Here is a 21993-nt window from a genome sequence, read left to right as displayed (position 1 = left end):
AGTTACGGAAGGTAACAGCAGAGAAATAACGATGGTGCACATGATCGGGAAAGCAACCTTTTCAAAGTGAGAAACCGGACGCAGCTGTTGCATAACAATCTTACGATCTGCTTCAGTGGTGAACAGTTTCATGATAGGAGGCTGAATCAGCGGAACCAGAGACATGTAGGAGTAAGCAGCAACTGCGATTGCGCCTAACAGCTGAGGAGCCATTTTAGCAGCCAGGTAAATGGAAGTCGGGCCGTCAGCACCACCGATGATGCCGATAGCAGCAGCTTCTTGTACGGTGAAGCCGAGGAGCATAGCGCCCAGCAGAGCTACGAATACACCGCCCTGTGCAGCAGCACCCAGGAGCAGGGTTTTCGGGTTAGCCAGCAGAGGACCAAAGTCGGTCATAGCGCCTACGCCCAAGAAGATCAGCGGCGGGAATACTTCGTGGTGAATACCGTACATGATAACGGACATAACACCAGGTTCTTCGAAACCGTTTTTAGGAATGTTAGCAAGAATACAACCGAATGCGATCGGGGACAGCAGCAAAGGTTCGAAACCTTTACCAATAGCCATATAAAGCAGAACCAGACCAACGCAGATCATGATTACGTGACCGCTGGTCAAAGCGGAGAAACCGGAATCTGCCCATACGGAAGACAAAGCAACGATAAATGCTTCCATTTAATATCCTCCCAATTTTCAATTTGTGGAAGGGGCTCTGCGAAAAGCCCCTTCCAAAGATCAAGGGTATTTAAGACTTACTGATATTGCGAACTATCGAGTAAGAATTAGAGAACGATCATAACGTCGCCGGTAGCAACAGTTTGACCTGCGGAAACGCGAACGTCGGAAACAGTGCCATCAGCCGGAGCCATGATTTCGTTTTGCATTTTCATAGCTTCCAGAATCAGCAGAACGTCGCCGGATTTAACAGCGTCGCCAGCTTTTACGTTAATGGACAGAACTTTGCCCGGCATAGGAGCGGAAACGGTGGTTGCACCAGCAGCAACCGGAGCAGCAGCTTTCGGAGCCGGAGCCGGAGCAGCTTTCGGAGCCGGAGCAGCAGCCGGAGCCGGAGCAGCTTTCGGAGCAGCTTTCGGAGCGGAAGCAACAACGCCTGCTTCTTCAACTTCAACTTCGTATGCGGTACCATTTACGGTGATAGTATACTTTTTCATGGATATAATCCTCCTTAAAATCTCGTTTTTTAATTAAAATTGCAAACTATATGCATTAGAAGCATTCTTTACGAACGCTAATAGCTTCAACACGACTGCTTACAGTCCATGCAGATTTAGCATCAATACGACGTACGCAAGCGATTTGGTCTGCGCTAACGCCGCAAGCTGCTACTGCTGCAGCGATAACAGCGATAATTTCGCTATCATCTTGAGCTGCTGCAACCGGAGCTGCAGCGGGAGCTGCTGCCGGTGTAGGAGCTACTGCCGGTTTAGCAACTTTTTTTTTAGTCGGATCGATAACTTGGAGTAAGTTCATCAATACGCCCAGAGCGATCAGTACGCCGAATACGATGGTCATATTGATTAAAGCAATCAACCAAGGATTAGTAGTAACAGGACCCATTTATTTCACCTCATCTTATCTTAAAATAGGTTGTTTAAGCACTAAGCAACTGCTTGTGAATTACAAAGGAATGTTGCCGTGGCGTTTTGCCGGACGGGTTTCGCGTTTGCTTTCCAGCATTTGCAGAGCGTTGATGATGGTGGGACGAGTATTTTTCGGTTCGATAACCATGTCAACCATGCCGCGCATTGCTGCTTGGTACGGAGTAGCAAAGTTGTCGATGTACTCTTTAGTCTTAGCTTCAACATCAGGATCTTTACGGAAGATGATGTTAGCAGCACCAGCAGGACCCATAACTGCGATTTCAGCGGTCGGCCATGCGATAACTTGGTCAGCGCCCAGGTCTTGAGAGCACATTGCTAGGTAGGAACCGCCGTAAGCTTTACGGGTAACCAGAGTGATTTTAGGAACAGTTGCTTCAGAGTAAGCATACAGCATCTTAGCGCCGTGACGGATAATGCCGCCGTATTCTTGGTTGCAGCCAGGCAGGAAGCCAGGAACGTCAACCAGGTTCAGCAGAGGAATGCCGAAAGCGTCGCAGAAGCGGATGAAACGAGCGGATTTATCGGAAGCGTTGATATCCAGGCAGCCAGCCATAACTTTCGGTTGGTTAGCAATGATACCTACGGTTTGACCATCCATACGAGCGAAGCAAGTGATGATGTTGGTTGCCCAGTATTTTTGGTTTTCATAGAATTCGCCGTTATCTACGATAGATTTGATTACATCATACATATCGTAAGCTTGGTTGGAGTTGTCCGGCAGCAGAGTGTTCAGGCTGTCGTCGGTACGCATCGGGTCATCACCAGTCTCTACGATCGGAGCACCTTCAACGTTGTTGGAAGGCAGGAAGGAGAGCAGGTAACGGATTTGTTGCAGGCAGTCTTCGTCGTTTTCAGCAGCGAAGTGAGCAACACCAGAAGTGCTGTTGTGGGTCATAGCGCCACCCAGTTGTTCTTGGGTTACATCTTCACCGGTAACGGATTTAACTACTGCAGGGCCGGTAATGAACATTTTGGAAGTGTTCTTTACCATGTAGATGAAGTCAGTCAGTGCCGGGCTGTATACAGCGCCGCCAGCGGAAGGACCCATAATTGCAGAAATCTGAGGAACTACGCCGGAAGCAATGGTGTTCTCGAAGAAGATTTTACCATAGCCAGCCAGAGCGTCGATAGCTTCTTGGATACGAGCACCGCCGGAATCGTTCAGGCCAACCAGCGGAGCACCCATTTTCAGTGCCAAGCGTTGTACTTTAACGATTTTAGCAGCATGCATTTCGCCGAGGGAGCCACCTTCAACGGTGAAGTCCTGTGCGAATACATAAACCAGACGGCCATCGATGGTGCCGTAACCGGTGGTTACGCCTTCACCAGGCAGTTCTTTCTTTTCTTGACCGAAGTTGTAGCAACGATGACGTACAAAACGGTCGAGTTCTACGAAGGAACCTTCGTCGAGGAGAGCAGCGATTCTTTCACGAGCAGTCATTTTGCCGGATTCATGTTGTTTAGCAACACGTTTTTCGCCACCAGCAGCCAGAATTACTTCGGCTTTTTTGAGCATTTTCTCAATTTTTTCTTGAGTAGACAAATCTTACACCTCCATCATTATTGGGAGAACAAATTTATACACAGATGCTGAAGATATATCACTTGTATATCTTCAGCATTATGTAGCTTAAATTATGGGACCTTAAATCGCCCTGAATCTACGCAGCTAATAAATTAGTCTTTGTAGGTTGCAGCCGGTTGGCACAGCTCGAGCAGCAGGCCAGCAGATTTCGGATGAATGAAAGCAATTTTCATTTGGCCAGCACCGTTACGAGGAGCTTTGTCGATCATGCGAACGCCAGCTTCGGTCAGGTCAGCGATAGCTGCTTTGATGTCGTCAACGCGCAGAGCCATATGTTGGATGCCAGGGCCGTTTTTAGCAATGTATTTGCCAATAGGACCATCGTTGTTTTCAGTGATATCAACAAGGAGCTCAATCAGGGTCTCGCCGCAGGGAACAAATACGGTAGCAACACCTTGTTCTTTAACTTCTTCAGTACCGGTAGCTTTCAGGCCCAGTACCTCAGTGTAAATTTTTGCAGCTTCTTCCAAGGTACCAGCGCAAGCGATACCTACATGGTCAACACAAATAGTTTTGAATGCCATAATAAATTCCTCCTAAAATTGTTTTTTTGGCGGTTTATTTTAAAACCTTGCCAACAATATCATCAACGACAGAGTACGGCTCAATCTCGCGGGACTGCATTTTAACAACCAGGTTGTCAAATTCATCCGTTTGAATGACGTTCTTGTCGATGTAGCGATTTACATGGTCATTAAGCATAGCGGTAACCTCGTTTTTAATACGAGCTTTACGGATATCGTTTAATTTACCACTCTCAATCAAATATGCCTTGTGTGCCTCAATAGAGTCCACAACAGCCTCTATACCTTCACCCTTGCTGGCAATGGTCCTGTTAATCGGAGGACGCCAGCCAACATGTTCGGGATTTAATTCGAGCATCATCTCAATCTCAATGTTGAGCTTGTCTGTACCTTCACGATCAGCTTTGTTAATCGTGAACAGGTCACCGATTTCAAGTATACCTGCTTTAATAGCTTGGATATCGTCGCCCATGCCAGGAATTACTACTACCATAGTAGTATCTGCGGTCTTAACAATATCAACCTCAGATTGTCCTACGCCTACGGTTTCAACGATAATAACATCCATGCCGAAAGCATCCATTAATTTAACAGCGTCGCCTGCTTTCTGGGACAGGCCGCCAAGACTGCCGCGTGTTGCCATAGAGCGTACGAAGATACCTTCGTCTGCGGTCAGATCCATCATTCTGATACGGTCGCCTAAGATTGCGCCGCCAGAATACGGGCTAGTGGGGTCAATTGCTACGATACCTACGGTCTTGCCGCGTTTACGGTATTCTTTAGCCAATTTATCAGTCAGAGTACTTTTACCTGCACCCGGAGGGCCAGTGATACCAATTACATAAGCATTACCAGTATGAGGATAAATCTCTGTCATAATTTTGACAGCATCATCGTATTCATTTTCAACAGCAGTGATTGCTTTAGATAATGCAAGACGAGAATGATTTAATAATTTATCTACTATTTCCATAATTCACACCGCCTTGTTTTTGGATAGTGAATATTTTATAAGGCAAGCCGGGACAAACCCGGCTTGCTTTAAGGGATAAAATTATTTAACGTTAGCGTTGATGAAATCAACAATTTTGCTGGTCGGGGTGCCCGGAGTGAATACTTCAGCAATGCCAGCAGCTTTCAGGCCAGGGATGTCAGCGTCAGGAATAACGCCGCCGCCGATAACCAGAACGTCGTTCAGGCCTTTTTCTTTCAGCAGTTCAACTACTTTCGGGAAAAGGGTGTTGTGAGCGCCGGACAGCAGGGACAGTGCAACAACGTTTACGTCGTCTTGCAGAGCAGCTTCAGCGATTTGTTCCGGAGTCAGACGGATACCGGTGTAGATAACTTCAAAACCAGCGTCGCGCAGAGCACGAGCTACAACTTTAGCACCGCGGTCATGGCCATCCAGACCCGGTTTAGCAACTAAAACTTTAACGTTAGCCATTATAGTTTACCTCCGTATATTGGTTGTGTTTACAAATTAGAGAGTGGTATGAGGTTGGTATTCACCGAATACTTTTCTCATAACGCCGCAGATTTCGCCTTCGGTTGCGTATGCACGAACTGCATCCAGAATCAGAGGCATCAGGTTTACATTTTCATCTGCGCATCCAGCTTCCAGAGCTTTCAGAGCAGCTTCTACAGCAGCGTTGTCACGGCGAGCTTTCAGAGCAGCAATCTTTTCAGCTTGCAGCTTGCCTACAGAACCGTCTACGCGCAGCAGGTTTTTCGGAGCTTCTTCTTCTTGAGTGAATTTGTTAACGCCAACGATGATACGGTCGCCTTTTTCGATTTCCATCTGCCATTTGTAAGCAGAGTCTTGGATTTCTTTTTGGATGTAGCCTTTAGCGATAGCTTCAGGAGCGCCACCGATTTCGTCAATTTTCTTAATGTATTCCCAAGCTTCAGCTTCGATCTTGTCGGTCAGAGCTTCTACATAGTAGGAGCCGCCCAACGGATCAACGGTGTCAGCCAGGCCGGATTCGTAAGCAACGATTTGTTGGGTACGCAGAGCGATGGTTACAGACTCAGTGGTCGGCAGTGCCAAAGCTTCGTCTTTGGAGTTGGTGTGCAGGGATTGAGTACCACCCATTACAGCAGCAGCAGTTTGCAGAGCAACACGAACGATGTTGTTGTTCGGTTGTTGAGCGGTCAGCATGGAGCCAGCGGTTTGGGTATGTACACGCAGCATCATGGATTTCGGTTTTTTAGCACCGAAACGCTCTTTCATAACTTTGGCCCATACACGACGGGAAGCACGGAATTTAGCAACTTCTTCGAGTACGTTGTTATGAGCATTCCAGAAGAAGGACAGACGACCTGCAAATGCGTCAACGTCCAGGCCAGCTTTGATAGCAGCTTCTACATAAGCGATACCATCAGCAATGGTGAATGCGATTTCCTGAGAAGCGGTGGAACCAGCTTCACGGATATGGTAACCGGAGATGGAAATGGTGTTCCACAGCGGTACGTTCTTGGAGCAATATTCAAAAATGTTGGTGATCAAACGCATGGACGGTTTCGGCGGGAAAATGTAAGTGCCGCGAGCAGCATACTCTTTCAGAATATCGTTCTGAATGGTACCACGCAGTTTGTCAGCGGAAACGCCTTGTTTCTCAGCTACTGCAATGTACATAGCCAACAGTACGGAAGCAGGAGCGTTGATGGTCATAGAAGTGGATACTTTATCCAGGGAAATTTGGTCGAACAGGATTTCCATGTCAGCCAGGGAGTCGATAGCTACGCCTACTTTACCAACTTCGCCTTCAGCCATCGGATCGGTGGAATCATAACCGATCTGGGTCGGCAGGTCGAATGCGCAGGACAGGCCGGAACCACCGTTAGCCAGCAGGTAACGATAACGTTTGTTGGATTCTTCAGCGGTGGAGAAACCAGCATACATACGCATGGTCCAGAAACGGCCACGATACATGGTCGGTTGAACACCACGGGTGTAAGGATATTCACCGGGGAAGCCCAGTTTAGTCATGTAGTCAAAGTTTTCACCAAGATCTACCGGGGTGTACAGTCTGTTAGGAACCAGGTTTGCGCGTTCAGGGTTTTTTACCAGTTTAGCTTCAACTTCAGCATGATATTTCTCTAAACCGGCTTTAATTTCTTCAAATGCCATTCTCAAATCCTCCTTAAAATATTTGTTTTTCATATTTCGGATTGGACGGTTCCGAAATGATGGTGAGAGTGTTCCGTCTATGACGGCTATATATGGCAAAGTCTAGGGTGAGACTTCGTCAACTAAGTTTATTTGACAAAGCCTTGGGTAAAGCTTTGTCTATGTATACCTGCCGGCGGGAATCTCACCCACCGGCAAGCACATTACATAGTTTAACCTATTTTGCAAAACTTAACAAGGGGTTTCGCAAAGTTTTTTTAAAATTATTTACCTTCAACCATGCCTTCCATGGAACCGGTTTCAGCAAACAGTTTGTAGCAATCGAATGCTTCTGACAGGATGTGCGGGGTTTGGCTGTTGCCGCAAGCTTCGCAAGCGCGTTTGAAGTAATCATACAGCCAAGGTTGATATTTCGGGTTAGCGATCTGATCGATGATGATCGGAGCTTTCTCTTTCGGGCTCAGGCCACGCAGGTCAGCAACGCCACGTTCGGAAACGATAACGTCAACGTCCAGAGTAGCATGGTCGATATGGCTGCAGAACGGAACTACGGAAGAAATCTTGCCGCCTTTTGCCAGGGAGTTGGTGAAGAATACGGTCAGGTAGCCGTTACGAGCGAAGTCGCCGGAACCGCCAACGCCGTTCATCAGCTTGGTGCCGCAAACATGAGTGGAGTTTACGTTACCATAGATATCAACTTCAATAGCGGTGTTCATTGCGATTACGCCGATACGACGAGCAACTTCAGGACTGTTGGAGATTTCTTGCGGACGGAGCAGCAAGTATTTTTTGTAGTGTTCTACGTTCTCGTAGAATTTCTTTTGGCACTCAGGAGGCGGAGTCAGAGCGGTACCGGAAGCAACGCGGAGTTTACCAGCGTCGATCAGGTCGAACATACCATCTTGAATAACCTCAGTGTAAACGGTCAGGTCTTCGAAATCGGAGTTAACCAGACCATTGATAACTGCGTTAGCAACGGAGCCTACGCCGGATTGCAGCGGCAGCAGGTTTTTCGGCAGACGGCCTTCTTTAACTTCATTTTTCAGGAAGTTAACGAGGTTAGCGCCCATATGTTTAGCGTCTTCGTCAATTTCGCCCAGCGGACGAACTTTATCAGTAATGTCACAAGGTACAACTGCAACGATTTTATCTACTTCGCAAGGAATGTAGGTGGTACCGATGCGGTCTTCCGGTTTTTCAATAGGAATAGCTTTGCGGTACGGAGGATCCAGAGGAACATAGGAGTCATGCATGCCTTCCAGACCTACCGGTTGAGTGGTGTTAACTTCAACGATAACCTTTTTAGCGCCAGCTACATAAGAGGAGCTGTTGCCCATGGAAGTGGTCGGGATCAAGCCTACTTTGCCATCGCCGAGGTCGTTGATTTTGCAAACTTCAACGATTGCAACATCCGGACCGGTCGGACGGCCAGCCATGAAGCCATAGCGAACCATTTGAGCCATGTGGGACAGATGAATATCAGCGTATTTTACTTTACCAGCGTTGATAGCTTTACGCATGGTGCCGTTGGTCTGGTAAGGCAGACGACGGTCAATAATGCCAGCTTCAACCATTGCTTGGTCGATTTCAGGACCAACAGATGCGCCAGTCCAAACGTTAACTTTGAAAGGAGTTTTTTTGCCCTTTTCAGCAAGAGCCAGAGGAACAGCTTTCGGATAGCCAGACGGTGTAAAACCGCTGACACCTAAATTGTCACCATCTTTTACGAATTCTGCAGCAGCTTCAGCGCTCATCACTTTGTCAGCTACTACGTCACAAATGCGATCTTTAATATCGATCATGTTTACCTTCCTCCTTTTAATTAGGACATTGAGTTTTTATAAGGGTGTTACCCCTTTGCATATAACTTATCAGCAATACCTTGCGGCATTACGAATAAGATATTACCGTATATCAAGCTCTTCACAAATATTTCATACTTGACTATATAGTCATTTCGACATATAAGAGAAAACTCCTGCTTGTACTATAAATATTTTTTCAAAGGCTTCTTTACTATCTGCTACAATTATAACACATTTTCAGAAAAACTTCACTTTTTTCTGTCAAATTTTTCCTGTGTTTTACATAGCAGGCAAATTGCACTCAACGATATATATAATACCAATAAAATTGTAACACTGCAAGCTTTTTCTTTACAAATTTACAAAACACCCCCTTCTTTTCAAAGAAAAAAAGGGGGTGTTGTATTATCCAGATAGAACAATTAACGGTTTTGCGCGTGGTAGTGTGTGTGTAATAGACTATGCGCCCTCTCGGAAAGAGGTTTACCTAACCAAGTATCATAAAGTGTTTTTATTTCCGGGTTTTCGTGCGATTTTCGTAATTCGCTTGTACGGTCGCAATTAAAAATAGCTTCACGGCGTTTTTGCCTGATAGAAGCATCTACCGGAACCGGCTGACCGCCGCCGCCGATGCAGCCGCCCGGGCAGGCCATAACCTCAATAAACTGATAATCCGCTGTACCTGCTTTAATGCGTTCCAACATCATTTTAGCAGATTTAAGCGTATGTACTACGGCAACCTTCACGGATACACCTGCTACATCAATAACAGCTTCACGTGTCTGCTCCATGCCGCGCACCTCATTATATTCAAGCTTCGGCAGTTCCTTGCCGGCAACAACTTCGGCCACAGTACGCAGAGCCGCTTCCATTACGCCGCCGGTTGTGCCGAAGATAACTGCGGCACCGGTGCCGGTTCCCAGAGGTGAATCAAATTCTGCTTCTTCCAGCGCATTAAAGTCAATGCCCGCCTCGCGGATCATACGTCCCAGCTCACGTGTAGTGATAACTACATCTACGTCGCGATAACCGCTGGCGCACATTTCCTCGCGTGCAGCCTCAGCCTTTTTCGCAGTACAGGGCATTACGGATACACTGACGATTTTAGCCGGGTCAATGCCTGCACGTTCCGCAAAGTAGGTTTTGGCAACAGCGCCGAACATCTGCTGCGGAGATTTGGCAGTAGACAGATGCGGCAGCAGCTCAGGATATTTCAGCTCAATCATATTTACCCAGCCGGGGCTGCAAGAGGTAATCATCGGCAACACGCCACCGTTCTGCAAGCGCTGCAGGAACTCGTGGCCTTCCTCCATAATAGTAAGGTCGGCAGAGAAGTTTGTATCAAAAACCTTGTCAAAGCCTAAATGACGCAATGCCGCCACCATTTTGCCGGTAACAACCTGACCTGCCGGAATGCCCAGCTCTTCGCCCAGGGCTACGCGCACTGACGGAGCAGTTTGTACTACAACAACCTTCTCAGGATTATTGATTGCAGCCCAAACCTTGTCTGTATCATCCTTTTCCACGATAGCGCCTGTCGGGCAGACATCGGCACACTGGCCGCAGTAGGTGCAGGCACTGTTGAGCAAATCATGCTCAAAGGCTGTAGATACCATGGTGTTGAAGCCACGGCCGGCAAAGCTGTAAACGCTCATACCCTGCACATCACGGCAGACACGGATACAACGGCCGCAGAGAATGCATTTTTCCTGATCGCGTACCAGTGACGGATTGCTGTTATCAATAGTACGCGCTCTTGTTTCGCCACCCTCGAAGCGCAGCTTACGCACGCCCAAATCAGCGGCAATTTTCTGCAGCTCGCAGTCACCGTTCTTCTGACAGCACAGGCAATCCTTCGGATGATTGGTCAAAAGCAGCTCCAGCACTGTTTTGCGTGCTTCGCGTACCTTGGAGGTATTAGTTTTTACTACCATACCCTCGCTTACGGGATATACGCAGGAAGCAACCAGAGTGCGTGCACCGCTGGCTTCTACCATGCACAGGCGGCAGGCACCCTCCGGACGCAGGTCCGGATGATAGCACAGCGTAGGAATATAAATACCCGCGCTGCGTGCAGCCTCCAGGACACTGGAGCCTGCGGGGGCCTGAATCTGTTTTCCATCAATTGTCAAATTAACCATCTGCATCATCAGTCCCCTCCTTATGCCTTGCTGATAGCCTTAAACGGGCACGCCGTCATGCAGGCACCGCATTTAATGCATTTGTTCTGGTCAATAACATGTTTTGTTTTCGGCGAACCGCTGATAGCCTGTACCGGGCACTGACGTGCGCACAGCCCGCAGCCGCGGCAGACATCGCTGATTTCGTAATGCAGCATCTTTTCGCAGACGCCTGCAGGACAGCGCTTCTCTTTGATATGCGCTTCGTATTCATCTCTGAAATATTTCAGGGTGCTCAAAACAGGGTTGGGAGCGGTTTGTCCCAAGCCGCAAAGAGCTGTTTCCTTGATATTCTTGGCAAGGTTTTCCAGCAGCTCGATATCGCCCTCGCGTCCCTGGCCCTCCGTAATACGGGTAAGGATTTCCAGCATACGCTTCGTGCCTTCGCGGCAGGGAGTACATTTGCCGCAGGATTCCGACTGCGTAAAGTTCAGGAAGAACTTGGCAACGTCAACCATGCAGGTATCCTCATCCATAACAACCAGACCGCCGCTGCCCATCATAGCACCGGCAGCAATCAGGGAATCATAATCAACAGGCAAATCCAGCATGCTTTCAGGCAGACAGCCGCCGGACGGGCCACCGATCTGTACAGCCTTAAACTTTTTACCGTTGGTAATACCGCCGCCGATATCATAGATAATTTCGCGCATGCTAATACCCATAGGCACCTCTGCCAGACCGGTATTATTGATTTTGCCGGTCAAAGCGAAAACCTTGGTGCCCTTTGATTTTTCGGTACCAAGCCGGCAGTACCAGTCTGCACCGTTAACAATAATCTGCGCCACGTTGGCAAAGGTTTCTACGTTGTTGATATTCGTCGGCTTGCCCCACAGGCCGCTGACCGCAGGGAAAGGCGGACGCGGACGCGGCATGCCGCGCTTGCCTTCGATAGAAGCCATCAGTGCAGTTTCTTCGCCGCAGACGAAGGCACCTGCACCCTCTTTAATATGAATAGTAAAGCTGAAATCGCTTTCAAAAATATGCTCGCCTAGCAGGCCCATTTCTTCAGCCTGAGCAATTGCGGTACGCAAGCGTTTGATAGCAAGCGGATATTCCGCACGTACATAGATATAGCCTTCATCCGCACCCATAGCATAACCACAGATAGCCATGCCTTCCAATACACGGTGCGGGTCGCCCTCCAATACGCTGCGGTCCATAAATGCGCCCGGATCGCCCTCGTCCGCATTACAGATAACATACTTTTTATCGCTCTCGGAGTTTTTGGCAAACTGCCATTTCATACCGGTCGGGAAGCCGCCGCCGCCACGACCGCGCAGGCCGGATTTTTTAACCTCGTCCACAACCTCCTGCGGAGTCATCTGCGTAACAGCCTTAGCCAATGCCTCATAACCGCCTACGGCGATATATTCTTCAATAGCTTCCGGATTGATAGCGCCGCAATTAGCCAATACCAGGCGATGCTGCTTTTTGTAGAAGCCGATTTCCGAATAACGCGGAACCTGCTCCTGATTTATGGGTTCACGATAAAGCAGACGCTGTACGATGCGTCCTTTATATAAATGTTCTTCAACAATGGTTTTAACGTTCTCCGGCTTTACACTGCAATAGAAGGTACCTTCCGGATAAACGATAACCAGCGGTCCGTGCTCGCAGAAGCCATGGCAGCCTGTTTCAACAACCATAACCTCATCCTGCAGGCCGAACTTTTGCAGCTCTCTGGCAAAAGTCAGCTGAATTTCCTTCGAGCCGTTAGCCTTACAGCCCGTACCGCCACACACTAAAACGTGAGCTCTTATATGCTGCATAATATTTTCCTCCACCTGTTTTGTTTACAAGCTACGATACATCAGCTTCTCCAACAACTGTGTACCCTGCCTGCGGCTTATTCCTGATCCAGCCTGCCTACGACAAGTTCTTCCACAATATGACCGTTTACCACATGCTCTGCGATAATTTTGGGAACATCCTCCGGGGTTACCTTGCCATAGGTAATGCGTGCTTCACCCGGACGCACTACATCCACGAGCACCTCTTTTTCGCACATGCCGATACAGCCTGTCTGCTGCACCTGCACATCAAATAAATGACGCTTGTTCAGCTCCTGCAGGATAGCGCTCATAACCTCGCGCGCACCGGCAGCAATACCGCAGGTACCCATGCCTACAATAATTTTAGTTCCGGAACTCTGACGCAGCTTGATATCTGCTTTCAGCTTATCTCTCAAAGCGTGTAAATCCGCTAAGCTTTTCATTCGTTTATACCTCCTTACCCTGCACCTGTGCCAGCTGTTCCTTTAAATAAGCACCCAGCCAGGCATATATTTCAGGATTGGCAAAGTCACACGCTTCGCCTAATATTTCTCTGACCTCCTGCGTTCTGAACACCAGCGAGCCGTTGGCACCGTTATAGGCAAATTCCAGCTCCAGCTGCGGCGCCCCTGCCAACAGCACCTGCACGCTGCTCACAATATCTCCCAGCGGTGGCCGGTCAATATTATCTGCCGCAAAATATGCAGTCAGCTCGGTTCCCTTTCCGAGCGCAGACTGCAGCTCCAAATGTCCGCCGCATTGCTGCGTAACCATATCGATAAAGGGAATCCCCATGCCTACCTTTCTGGTAGTACGGCTGGTAACAAAGGGGTCGCACACCCGCTGCAGCATCTCGCTGTCCATACCCTTGCCGTCATCGCGAACGCTGAAAACAAAGTACCCCTGTTCATTTTCGCTGACAGTCAGCCAGATGTGACGGGCACCGGCAGCCACAGAATTTTGGGCTATATCCAAGATGTGTAATGCCAGCTCCCGCATTTTATTTATACCTTGCCAAAATGCCTGCCAGCTTATCGGTAGTCAGGCGTCCATGCGTATCATCGTTAATCTGCATAACCGGCGCCAACCCGCAGGCACCGATGCAGGCTACAGTTTCCAGAGTAAAGCGCAGGTCATCGGTCGTATGTCCGGCCTTAATACCCAGCTGATTTTCCAAAGCCTGCAGAATTGTTTTGCCGCCACGCACATGGCAGGCAGTACCTTGGCAGACGCGAATAACATTGCGTCCGCGCGGATTAAGATGGAACAATGAATAAAAGGTTACTACGCCGTAAATTTCGGAAATCGGCGTACCTGTTTTATCGGCAATATACTCCAGTACATCCTTAGGCAAATAGTTGTACAGGTTCTGCACTTCCTGCAGAATAGGAATCAACGGTCCTTTAACATCTGCGTATTTTTCCAGAATGGCATCTATGCGCTGCTTTTCCGGATTATCGCCGCCGCAGCAGCTGCATTTACGCTCAAGACGGTTTTCACTATTGTTCATACTACCCCTCCTCTAAAGGATTTTTTGTAAACTTACTCACTCAGTATACCATTTAACAGATAATTGCACAATACTATTTGCGTAAATTTCGTCATATAGCATACTCTATTTATATTATTCTTTGCAAAAGTCTGAAAATTGTCCTGCAAGGACAGCTCGCATCCCTTTACCTGCCAAGGCCAATTTCAGCTCTGCTATCGTTAATTCCTCCACCTGTAGTAAATTTTTCGGTCCCTGTACAAAATCATAAATATTATGTGCATCGGAATTCGTAACAAACGGCAGATAACCTGCCAAACGCTGCAGCTTCGACTGCATCTTGCGACGCCAGCCTGCTGCAGAAATTTCGGCAGCAGCAAAGCCGAAGTCCGGCTCAATAAAACCAAGCTGTCCCAGAATGCTGTAGGAAGGACGGTCAATGTGAGCGGCAATGGTAAGGCCGCCCAAAGCTGTAACCTGCTGCACAATCTGCGCCGCTGTCAACGACAGCGGTGCGTGCAGCAAACGCTGCTCCTCACGCACAAACTCGTCCTCGGCATCTACTACATACTGGGCGCCGAAACTTTCGACATCATTCAGCATACCGTTCATATGCTCATCAACCAGCAGCTGCCATCTCTGCAGCTGCTCCAGCGTATCAAACAGCGCCACAATATGCGCCTCTTCACTGCTTTCCACTTCCATACCGGGAAATACCTTCACGCCGTAGCGCTGCGCTGCCTCCAGCGCAGCCTGCACGTTGGCACTGGCGTTATGGTCGGTAATAGCAACAGCGCCAATGCCATACTCGGCGGCACGCATCACAATATGATGCGGGGTCATTTCTACCTCAGCACAGGGCGAAAGCAGCGTATGTACATGTAAATCCGCCAGAACTGTCCGCATTGCTTAGTCCTTCTTGCCAACACCCAATTCATACAGCTTGCCGATAACCTCAAAAGCAGGCTCCTCGGTTGCCGCAACAACAACATCATTCAGATTTGCCTTATGCAGCGTATCCTCCGCAACCGGACCGTCGCCTGCTACGATAACTGCCGCAAAGCCAATCAGTGAAGCAACAGCAGCAACATTCTGATGTCCCTGCATAGTTACCCAAACCATACCGGTCTGGCCCTGGCCCATAGCATTACTCAGTAAATCGGAAGCATAACCGCCTTCTACCTCTGCATATAAAGCGTCCTCGCTTACATCCTTAGTCAGAAGCTTCAAATCAAGCTTCTCAATCATCTCTTTAACCTTCATCGTTGTCTGCCTCCGTTTTATTTATTTCTGCCGGCTCATGATAAATAGGTATCTGCTTAGCCAGCTCCAGCATGCCCTGTGACAATTTATGTACACTGGCACGCAATTTAAAAATACAATCTATCTCGTGCGCCTTGCCCTGCACGATATCCTCCGCCAAGCCCTGGCAGCTGGGTGCGCCGCAGGCACCGCAGTCCAGACCGGGCAAGGAACAGAGCACTTCTTCCATGCGCTCAAATTTTTTCATCGCTTCCATGATATCATCATCAAGCTGCATCATCGGACGCGCCACCAGCTTCTTGCGGTAAGCCTCCGAATGAGGGAAATCCTCCAGCACCATCGTGCGCGCCATCGCCTCACGCCTGTCCGCCGGCTCCTGTTTCCGCAGGCCTGCGATACGCCTGCGCAAATTGCATTCGGCCACGAACTTGTTTTCTGCTGCAAGAAGGCCGCCCAGACAGCCTCCTTTGCAGGCACTGCATTCCACATAATCAAGCTGCGGCATTTTATTCATAGAAACCTGCTCCAGCAGGTCATACACATTATCAATGCCGTGAATTGCCAGACCGTTGGTAATACCGGCGCTTTCAATTTCGCCGCCATAGGTTCCCCAGGCCATGCCGTAAGAGGAACCGGTGCGCACATTCAGCTCATGCGTACCGCCAAGATTCTTCAGCAGCAGGCCGTAAATCTCCGACAGGCTGAAGCTGCCGGTAAGCTCTGTGTGATGCACATCTACCGACTGGCGGATATTAGTTTCCTTGGACGGACAGGGCGAGATAAACCATACGCCTATCAGCTCCTTCGGCAGCTGCTTGCGCGCCGCCGCTTCACGCTTTACGTAAATCGCGGCAGCCTCTGCCGGCGGCAGCACAGGCACCACCTGCTTAATCAGCTCGGGGAACTTTACCTGAATCAGGCGCATAACTGCGGGGCAGGTAGATGAAATCAACGGCTTGCGTCCGTTGCTGTTCTTTTTTACATATTCTTCTATTTCCAGGGCGATATACTCCGAAGCCAGTGAAACATCAAAAATTTCATCAAAGCCTATATTATGCAGGCCCTGCCAGATGCTTTCCAGCGGAATATTATCCGGGAACTGCGCATACAGTGAAGGCGCAGGCAGCACAATATTATAAGCATAATCTGCCAAGCCCTCCAGCGTGTCGGTTTTTACGTTAAAGGCATGATAGGGACAGCCTGCAGCACAGGCACCGCAGTCAATGCAGCGGTCTCCCAAAATCTCCGCCTTGCCGTTGCGTACGCGGATGGCCTCTGTCGGACACAGCTTGACGCAGGATACGCAGCCCTGACATTTATTCCGCTGCAATTCCACCGAATGGAAATATGTTGTTGGTTGAGGAGCCATTGCGTATCACCTCGTTTCCTAAAATCTCTTACAAATCCTCGCTCTGGTGCTTGAACTGCATCGTGATGCAGGTTCCTTCACCCACCTTGGACTGAATATCGAACTTATCGGAGCACTTTACCATATTAGGCAGGCCCATGCCGGCGCCAAAGCCCATCTGACGCACATAATCAGGCGCAGTAGACCAGCCCTCCTGCAAGGCCTTATTGATATCAGGGATTCCGGGGCCGTGGTCGGTTACCGTAATCACCGTAGCATCCGGGAAAACCTCGGCCGCTACATTGCCGCCGCCGGCGTGAATGATAACATTCATCTCCGCTTCATAGGTGCCGATAGCAATACGGCGCACAATATCTGCCGGAATGCCCAGGCGCTGCAGCATCTTTTTTATTTTAGAAGAAGCTTCGCCTGCGCGCTCAAAATCTCCGCCAACGCAGTCAAAGGCTAATTTTACTGATTTACTGTCTGTCATTTTGCTTTACTCCTTTTTGCTGCAGCCACGGATACCTGCTCCGTAAAGAATGCCGCAGGCTTCAAATAAGGTATAATCGGTAGCCAGAACCGGCAGATTGTTTTCCGCCGCCGCTGCCACAATATCAGCATCAGGCACCTTTCCACGCACAAATACCAGCGCGCTCAGCTCCGTCATATCGGCGGTGCGCACTACCTGCATATTAGTCAGTCCCGTGCACAGCAAGGTGTTGCGTTTGGTAAAGGCCAGAACATCGCTCATCATGTCACTGCCGCAGCAGGACTCAATTTGGCGGTGCATCAGCTCGCTGCCGGTCAGAACCTTGGCCTGCAGCAGCTTTTGTACATTATACAAATCCATACACATAGCCCCTTCCTCCATTTATTACAGCTTTTATCTAAGCAAAATATCTGTTTTTTGCCAGACTTGATTACATTTATTGTACACTTTAATACGCAAGATGTAAATAAATAGTATAGCATAACTATGTAAAAAAGAAGACCGGCCCACAGGACCAGCCTTCAAACTTCACTATAAAAGCTGCAGGCTTTAACCCGCAATGCCGGCCAAAGCCTGCTGCAAATCCGCCAGCAAATCTTCCTTATCCTCCAAACCGCAGGACAGACGAACCAAGCCTGCAGGAATACCGGCCACCGCCAGCTGCTCATCCGTCATCTGACGATGCGTTGTAGTTGCCGGGTTCAGGCAGCAGGTACGCGCGTCGGCAACATGTGTTTCGATTGCCGCAAGCTGCAAGCACTTCATGAATTCTTCCGCCGCCTTGCGTCCTCCCTTCAGGTTGAAGGAAACTACGCCACAGCCGCCGTTGCCAAGATATTTTTGCGCCAAAGCATAGTATTTATTGGATGGAAGTCCGGGGTAGTTGACATATTCCACCTGCGGCTGCTGCTCCAAAAATTCCGCTATAGCCTGAGCGTTTTCTACATGGCGCGGCATACGCACATGCAGCGATTCCAGGCCAAGATTCAGAATGAACGCGCTTTGCGGTGATTGCACAGCGCCGAAATCACGCATCAGCTGCGCCGTTGCCTTCGTAATAAACGCACCCTCCTTGCCAAACTTTTCAGCGTAGGTAATTCCGTGATAGGATTCATCCGGTGCGCACAGACCGGGGAACTTGTCGGCATGCGCCAGCCAGTCGAACTTGCCGCCGTCGATAATCGCACCGCCAAGGCAGGCAGCATGTCCATCCATATACTTCGTGGTCGAATGCGTTACGATGTCTGCGCCCCATTCCAGCGGACGGCAGTTAATCGGTGTCGGGAAGGTGTTGTCCACGATCAAAGGCACACCATGACGATGCGCTGCATTGGCAAATTTTTCAATATCCAGCACCGTCAGCGCAGGATTAGCAATAATTTCGCCAAACACTGCCTTGGTGTTGTCCTGAAAAGCAGCGTCCAGCTCCTCGTCCGTAGCATCGGGCGAAACAAAGGTCGCTGTTACACCCATCTTTGCCAGTGTTACATCAATCAGATTATAGCTGCCGCCGTAAATCGAAGAAGAAGCAACAATATGGCTGCCCGCCTCGCAGATGTTGAACAGGGCAAAGAAGTTAGCTGCCTGTCCGGAAGATGTGAGCATTGCTGCAGCGCCGCCCTCCAGCTCCGCAATCTTAGCTGCTACGAAATCGCAGGTCGGGTTTTGCAGGCGGGAGTAAAAATAGCCTGTAGCCTCCAGGTCGAACAGCTTGCCCATCGCCTCGCTTGTATCGTACTTAAATGTAGTGGATTGGATAATAGGAATCTGGCGCGGTTCGCCGTTGCCCGGTTTATAACCACCTATTAAACATTTGGTATTGATTTTAAAATCACTCATTTTCTATCGCTCCTTTAACAATTTATCATTGTATTATTGATTGGCAGGAATTGCTGCACCCATGCGCTGCAGCTGCAAAAGAATTTTGTTATATTCGCCCAAAGCCTTATCCAGCTTATTACCGCTCGCCGGTGCCAGCTCGTGCAAATCATACGGCGTATCCTGGTAAACAATGTTCAGCCAGTTCATATAGAACAGATGCGCGTAACTGCGCCATTTAAAAACCGGTTCCTGCGTTGTATCGCCATCTGGGAAGTAGAACTCCGGCAAATCAATCGGCAAATTCTTTTTCTTATCGCGGAAATATTCATTAGCCAAGGTATAGCGATCATACTCAAAATGACCTAAAACGAAAATGCGGCGCAAATCTTTGGTAGCGCAGATATTGATACCGTTTTCTACCGAACGGGACAGCACCTGCAGAGCCTTGCAGGCATCAATCGCATCATCATCAACAGCAGTATGGCGTGACTGCGGAATAAAATATCTGTCATCAAAGCCACGCAGCAGCGGATGATTCTTCACTGTCAGGCCATAGGGGAAGATGCCAAACATTTTCGCCGGCAAAATCGTCTTGTTAACACCATAATAATGGTACAAGGCAGCCTGCGCGCCCCAACAAAGCGTCATCGTGGAATAACAGTGATATTCTGCCCAATCCAGATAAGCTTCGATTTCCTTCCAGTAATCAACAGCCTCAAAGGGAATGGTTTCTACAGGCGCACCTGTCATCAGGAAGGCATCGTAATAGCGGTCCTTAACATCATCAAACTCCAGATAAGCGCGGTCAAGATACGAATTATCGGTATGCGTAGTTTCACGGCTCACAGTACGGCAGAAATCAACCTCTATCTGCAGCGGAGAATTGCCCAAAAGGCGCAGCAGCTGAATTTCCGTCGGCTTCTTCAGCGGCATCAGGTTCAGCACGCACACCTTCAGCGGACGAATACGCTGCGTTGTCGCACGCTGCTCTGTCATGGTAAAAATTCCTTCCTCCTGCAGTTGGCAGATAGCGGATAAATGGTCATTGATTTTAATCGGCATTGTTTGTTCCTCCTACATTTCCTAACTTAGATTTTCGACTTGTTACAGGAGGATGAGCAATAAAAAAGCTTCCGTTCCTGTAAAAATACAGGGACGAAAGCGTTGCTTCGTGATACCACCCTAATTCATCCATATGTCACCACACGGACCTCATCAAGTACGCAGGGATTGTTTACCCTTTAATACTCCAGCACTGTAACGGGTGCACCCGGACGGCCTAAATGCATGCATCTCAGCCCATCGGCTCCAAGACCATCTTCAATGTCACCACCTGCTCCCTCTTGCACCATCACGAAGGCTCTCTTTGCCAGGCTCGTACATTTACTCTTCTCTTCATTGCCCGTTATTAAGTTATGTACATGATAATACAGTAATTCTTTGTAATTGTCAACAAAAAGTTGCAGTTTTCTCGTAGAAAAAGTGTATAGCGCAGATTTTGTAAAGTAGGTTACAGAAATTTGGATAAAACATCGGCATTCACTACATCACCGGCGCGACAGATAACAGTGTTATTATTTTCAGAATTTTCTCTTGACTTTGTTTACCCTTTTCTATATACTTAGCTTAGCTTCACATTCACAACAAAATAAGCAGTGCCTACTGACTCATGTCGGTAGTAATTTAGCAGTACCTATGGTATCCGGACTTTCGGATGCTATGTGTACTGCTTTTTTGTTTAGCACCTTATGTTGTATTTTGCCGGAGCAAATATTATAATTAAAGGAGAGAAAACAGTATGCCGGCTATTTCAATGTTTTATGGTATTATTATTCGTATGCAAAGTGAAAAAGGCGGAAAACATAACACACCACATTTACATGCTGTCTACAATGAGCACGAAATAGTTATGGACTTTACCGGAAAAATTTTAGAAGGTTCTTTCCCCAGCAAGCAATTAAAGCTTTTAACTGCCTGGACTGCTTTACACGAAGATGAGTTAAACGCAAATTGGATTTTGTTATCTGCCGGTGACGGTTATTTTAAAATTGAACCATTACGTTAACGATTATTAGAGGTGAAAATTATGCTTAGACCAACCGCTATCAGCGTAACTGTACAAAAGGATTATACTCTAAAAGTTATTTTCAATAATGGTGAAACTAAAATATTCGACGTAAAGCCTTATATCAAAGGTTCATGGTATAGCAGGCTCAAGGATTTTTCTTATTTTTCTTTAGCAAAGGCAGACGGATTTACTGTCATCTGGCCTGACGGTCAGGATATTTGTCCTGACGAGCTTTATTACAATAGCGTGCCAGTATAGTTTCAACCAATACAGTAAAAAGCACTGGCATCTGCCGTACCACTAAAAGAGGGACTCACAACTATGGATAATTTCAGCAAGCAAATTTATGAAGCTGGCATTAATGATGGAAGAGCTGAAGGTTTGGCTGAAGGCAAAGCTGAAAGCATCAAAAATCTTATGTCTACAATGAATGTCTCCATTGACCAAGCCATGGATATTTTAAAAACTCCGCCCGAAGAACGTCAGTACTTTAAGGACCTGTTAGCTAAGGAGCAGTAAGCTCCGCCTACCTAAAAAACAGGCCTGTCACAAAAGGACAATGTCGATTTGCTGACGCCAGAAAATCCATTAGTTGGCTGTAGCTTATATTTTTATACCAGGACCGCTATCCGGTCCTGATTTTTTTCATATACGGCAGATTGAAAGCTTACTGCAGTACACAAAAATTCAGCACACACAGTATCACCTGTATGATAAGCATTATTATTGTTTTCAGAATTTTCTCTTGACTTTGTTTTTCCTTTTCTTTATACTTAGCTTAGCTTCACATTTACAACAAAATAAGCAGTGCCTATCGGCTTACGTCGGTAGTAATTTGGCAGTACTTATGGTATCCGAACTTTCGGATGCTATGTGTACTGCTTTTTTGT

General features: G+C 48.1%; 25 protein-coding genes. 4 read left to right on the top strand and 21 right to left on the bottom strand.

Annotated elements, in window-relative coordinates; translation table 11 throughout:
* The 21 genes from HMPREF9443_RS06050 to HMPREF9443_RS05950 form a co-directional block, all read right to left on the bottom strand.
* Window positions 1–675 (bottom strand): sodium ion-translocating decarboxylase subunit beta (locus HMPREF9443_RS06050; RefSeq protein WP_040565120.1); only part of this gene is annotated, 675 nt, incomplete at its 3' end.
* Window positions 676–782: 107 nt separating this feature from the next.
* Complete coding sequence (locus HMPREF9443_RS06045; protein WP_009145660.1) at window positions 783–1172, bottom strand: biotin/lipoyl-containing protein; 390 nt, start codon at window positions 1170–1172, stop codon at window positions 783–785.
* 55 nt (window positions 1173–1227) lie between these two features.
* Entirely contained in the window at window positions 1228–1578 is a 351-nt protein-coding gene (locus tag HMPREF9443_RS06040; protein ID WP_009145659.1) for an OadG family protein, read from the bottom strand.
* Between the two features lie 60 nt (window positions 1579–1638).
* Window positions 1639–3138 (bottom strand): methylmalonyl-CoA decarboxylase subunit alpha, encoded by a 1500-nt coding sequence (gene mmdA, locus HMPREF9443_RS06035; RefSeq protein ID WP_009145658.1) that lies wholly within the window; start codon window positions 3136–3138, stop codon window positions 1639–1641.
* Between the two features lie 161 nt (window positions 3139–3299).
* A complete protein-coding gene (mce, locus tag HMPREF9443_RS06030; protein ID WP_009145657.1) occupies window positions 3300–3731 on the bottom strand; it encodes a methylmalonyl-CoA epimerase in 432 nt (143 codons plus the stop codon).
* 34 nt (window positions 3732–3765) lie between these two features.
* Window positions 3766–4704, bottom strand: coding sequence for a methylmalonyl Co-A mutase-associated GTPase MeaB (gene meaB, locus HMPREF9443_RS06025; protein ID WP_009145656.1), 939 nt, complete (start codon window positions 4702–4704; stop codon window positions 3766–3768).
* An 81-nt stretch (window positions 4705–4785) separates the two neighbouring features.
* Complete coding sequence (locus HMPREF9443_RS06020; protein ID WP_009145655.1) at window positions 4786–5175, bottom strand: cobalamin B12-binding domain-containing protein; 390 nt, start codon at window positions 5173–5175, stop codon at window positions 4786–4788.
* 36 nt (window positions 5176–5211) lie between these two features.
* Entirely contained in the window at window positions 5212–6861 is a 1650-nt protein-coding gene (locus HMPREF9443_RS06015; protein ID WP_040565119.1) for an acyl-CoA mutase large subunit family protein, read from the bottom strand.
* 263 nt (window positions 6862–7124) lie between these two features.
* The gene (locus tag HMPREF9443_RS06010; protein ID WP_009145653.1) at window positions 7125–8663 is read right to left on the bottom strand and encodes a succinate CoA transferase; all 1539 of its coding nucleotides are present in this window, start codon (window positions 8661–8663) and stop codon (window positions 7125–7127) included.
* A 425-nt stretch (window positions 8664–9088) separates the two neighbouring features.
* Window positions 9089–10813, bottom strand: coding sequence for an NADH-dependent [FeFe] hydrogenase, group A6 (locus HMPREF9443_RS06005; RefSeq protein ID WP_040565129.1), 1725 nt, complete (start codon window positions 10811–10813; stop codon window positions 9089–9091).
* A gap of 14 nt (window positions 10814–10827) precedes the next feature.
* Window positions 10828–12618 (bottom strand): NADH-quinone oxidoreductase subunit NuoF, encoded by a 1791-nt coding sequence (gene nuoF / locus HMPREF9443_RS06000; RefSeq protein WP_009145650.1) that lies wholly within the window; start codon window positions 12616–12618, stop codon window positions 10828–10830.
* Between the two features lie 77 nt (window positions 12619–12695).
* On the bottom strand, window positions 12696–13064 hold the full coding sequence (locus tag HMPREF9443_RS05995) for a (2Fe-2S) ferredoxin domain-containing protein (RefSeq protein ID WP_009145649.1): 369 nt from the start codon (window positions 13062–13064) through the stop codon (window positions 12696–12698).
* Between the two features lie 4 nt (window positions 13065–13068).
* Window positions 13069–13596: an ATP-binding protein gene (locus tag HMPREF9443_RS05990; RefSeq protein WP_195886788.1), complete on the bottom strand. Its 528-nt coding sequence runs from the start codon at window positions 13594–13596 to the stop codon at window positions 13069–13071.
* Window positions 13597–13621: 25 nt separating this feature from the next.
* Window positions 13622–14131: an NADH-quinone oxidoreductase subunit NuoE gene (nuoE, locus tag HMPREF9443_RS05985; protein ID WP_009145647.1), complete on the bottom strand. Its 510-nt coding sequence runs from the start codon at window positions 14129–14131 to the stop codon at window positions 13622–13624.
* Window positions 14132–14245: 114 nt separating this feature from the next.
* On the bottom strand, window positions 14246–15016 hold the full coding sequence (locus tag HMPREF9443_RS05980) for a PHP domain-containing protein (RefSeq protein WP_009145646.1): 771 nt from the start codon (window positions 15014–15016) through the stop codon (window positions 14246–14248).
* 3 nt (window positions 15017–15019) lie between these two features.
* Window positions 15020–15373, bottom strand: coding sequence for a hypothetical protein (locus HMPREF9443_RS05975; protein ID WP_009145645.1), 354 nt, complete (start codon window positions 15371–15373; stop codon window positions 15020–15022).
* On the bottom strand, window positions 15363–16742 hold the full coding sequence (locus HMPREF9443_RS05970; RefSeq protein WP_009145644.1) for a [Fe-Fe] hydrogenase large subunit C-terminal domain-containing protein: 1380 nt from the start codon (window positions 16740–16742) through the stop codon (window positions 15363–15365). The genes HMPREF9443_RS05975 and HMPREF9443_RS05970 overlap by 11 nt, the downstream gene beginning before the upstream one ends.
* Before the next feature lie 28 nt (window positions 16743–16770).
* The gene (locus tag HMPREF9443_RS05965) at window positions 16771–17214 is read right to left on the bottom strand and encodes an ATP-binding protein (RefSeq protein ID WP_009145643.1); all 444 of its coding nucleotides are present in this window, start codon (window positions 17212–17214) and stop codon (window positions 16771–16773) included.
* A 6-nt stretch (window positions 17215–17220) separates the two neighbouring features.
* Window positions 17221–17574, bottom strand: coding sequence for a DRTGG domain-containing protein (locus HMPREF9443_RS05960; protein WP_040565127.1), 354 nt, complete (start codon window positions 17572–17574; stop codon window positions 17221–17223).
* Between the two features lie 189 nt (window positions 17575–17763).
* On the bottom strand, window positions 17764–19053 hold the full coding sequence (locus tag HMPREF9443_RS05955) for an O-acetylhomoserine aminocarboxypropyltransferase/cysteine synthase family protein (protein ID WP_009145641.1): 1290 nt from the start codon (window positions 19051–19053) through the stop codon (window positions 17764–17766).
* A 33-nt stretch (window positions 19054–19086) separates the two neighbouring features.
* Window positions 19087–20097 (bottom strand): homoserine O-succinyltransferase, encoded by a 1011-nt coding sequence (locus HMPREF9443_RS05950; protein WP_009145640.1) that lies wholly within the window; start codon window positions 20095–20097, stop codon window positions 19087–19089.
* Between the two features lie 736 nt (window positions 20098–20833).
* Between HMPREF9443_RS05950 and HMPREF9443_RS05945 the strand changes: the two genes are divergently transcribed.
* The 4 genes from HMPREF9443_RS05945 to HMPREF9443_RS11015 form a co-directional block, all read left to right on the top strand.
* Complete coding sequence (locus HMPREF9443_RS05945; protein WP_009145638.1) at window positions 20834–21100, top strand: DUF4160 domain-containing protein; 267 nt, start codon at window positions 20834–20836, stop codon at window positions 21098–21100.
* A 21-nt stretch (window positions 21101–21121) separates the two neighbouring features.
* Window positions 21122–21361 carry a DUF2442 domain-containing protein gene (locus HMPREF9443_RS05940; RefSeq protein WP_009145637.1) on the top strand — a complete coding sequence of 80 codons (240 nt, stop codon included), beginning with the start codon at window positions 21122–21124 and terminating at the stop codon, window positions 21359–21361.
* A gap of 63 nt (window positions 21362–21424) precedes the next feature.
* Window positions 21425–21622, top strand: coding sequence for a hypothetical protein (locus HMPREF9443_RS05935; protein WP_009145636.1), 198 nt, complete (start codon window positions 21425–21427; stop codon window positions 21620–21622).
* Between the two features lie 73 nt (window positions 21623–21695).
* The coding region (locus tag HMPREF9443_RS11015; protein ID WP_009145635.1) for a hypothetical protein at window positions 21696–21993 on the top strand (298 nt) is incomplete at its 3' end.

The organism is Phascolarctobacterium succinatutens YIT 12067, from assembly GCF_000188175.1.
Lineage (GTDB): Bacteria > Bacillota > Negativicutes > Acidaminococcales > Acidaminococcaceae > Phascolarctobacterium_A > Phascolarctobacterium_A succinatutens.
This window is presented reverse-complemented; position numbering and strand designations above follow the sequence as displayed.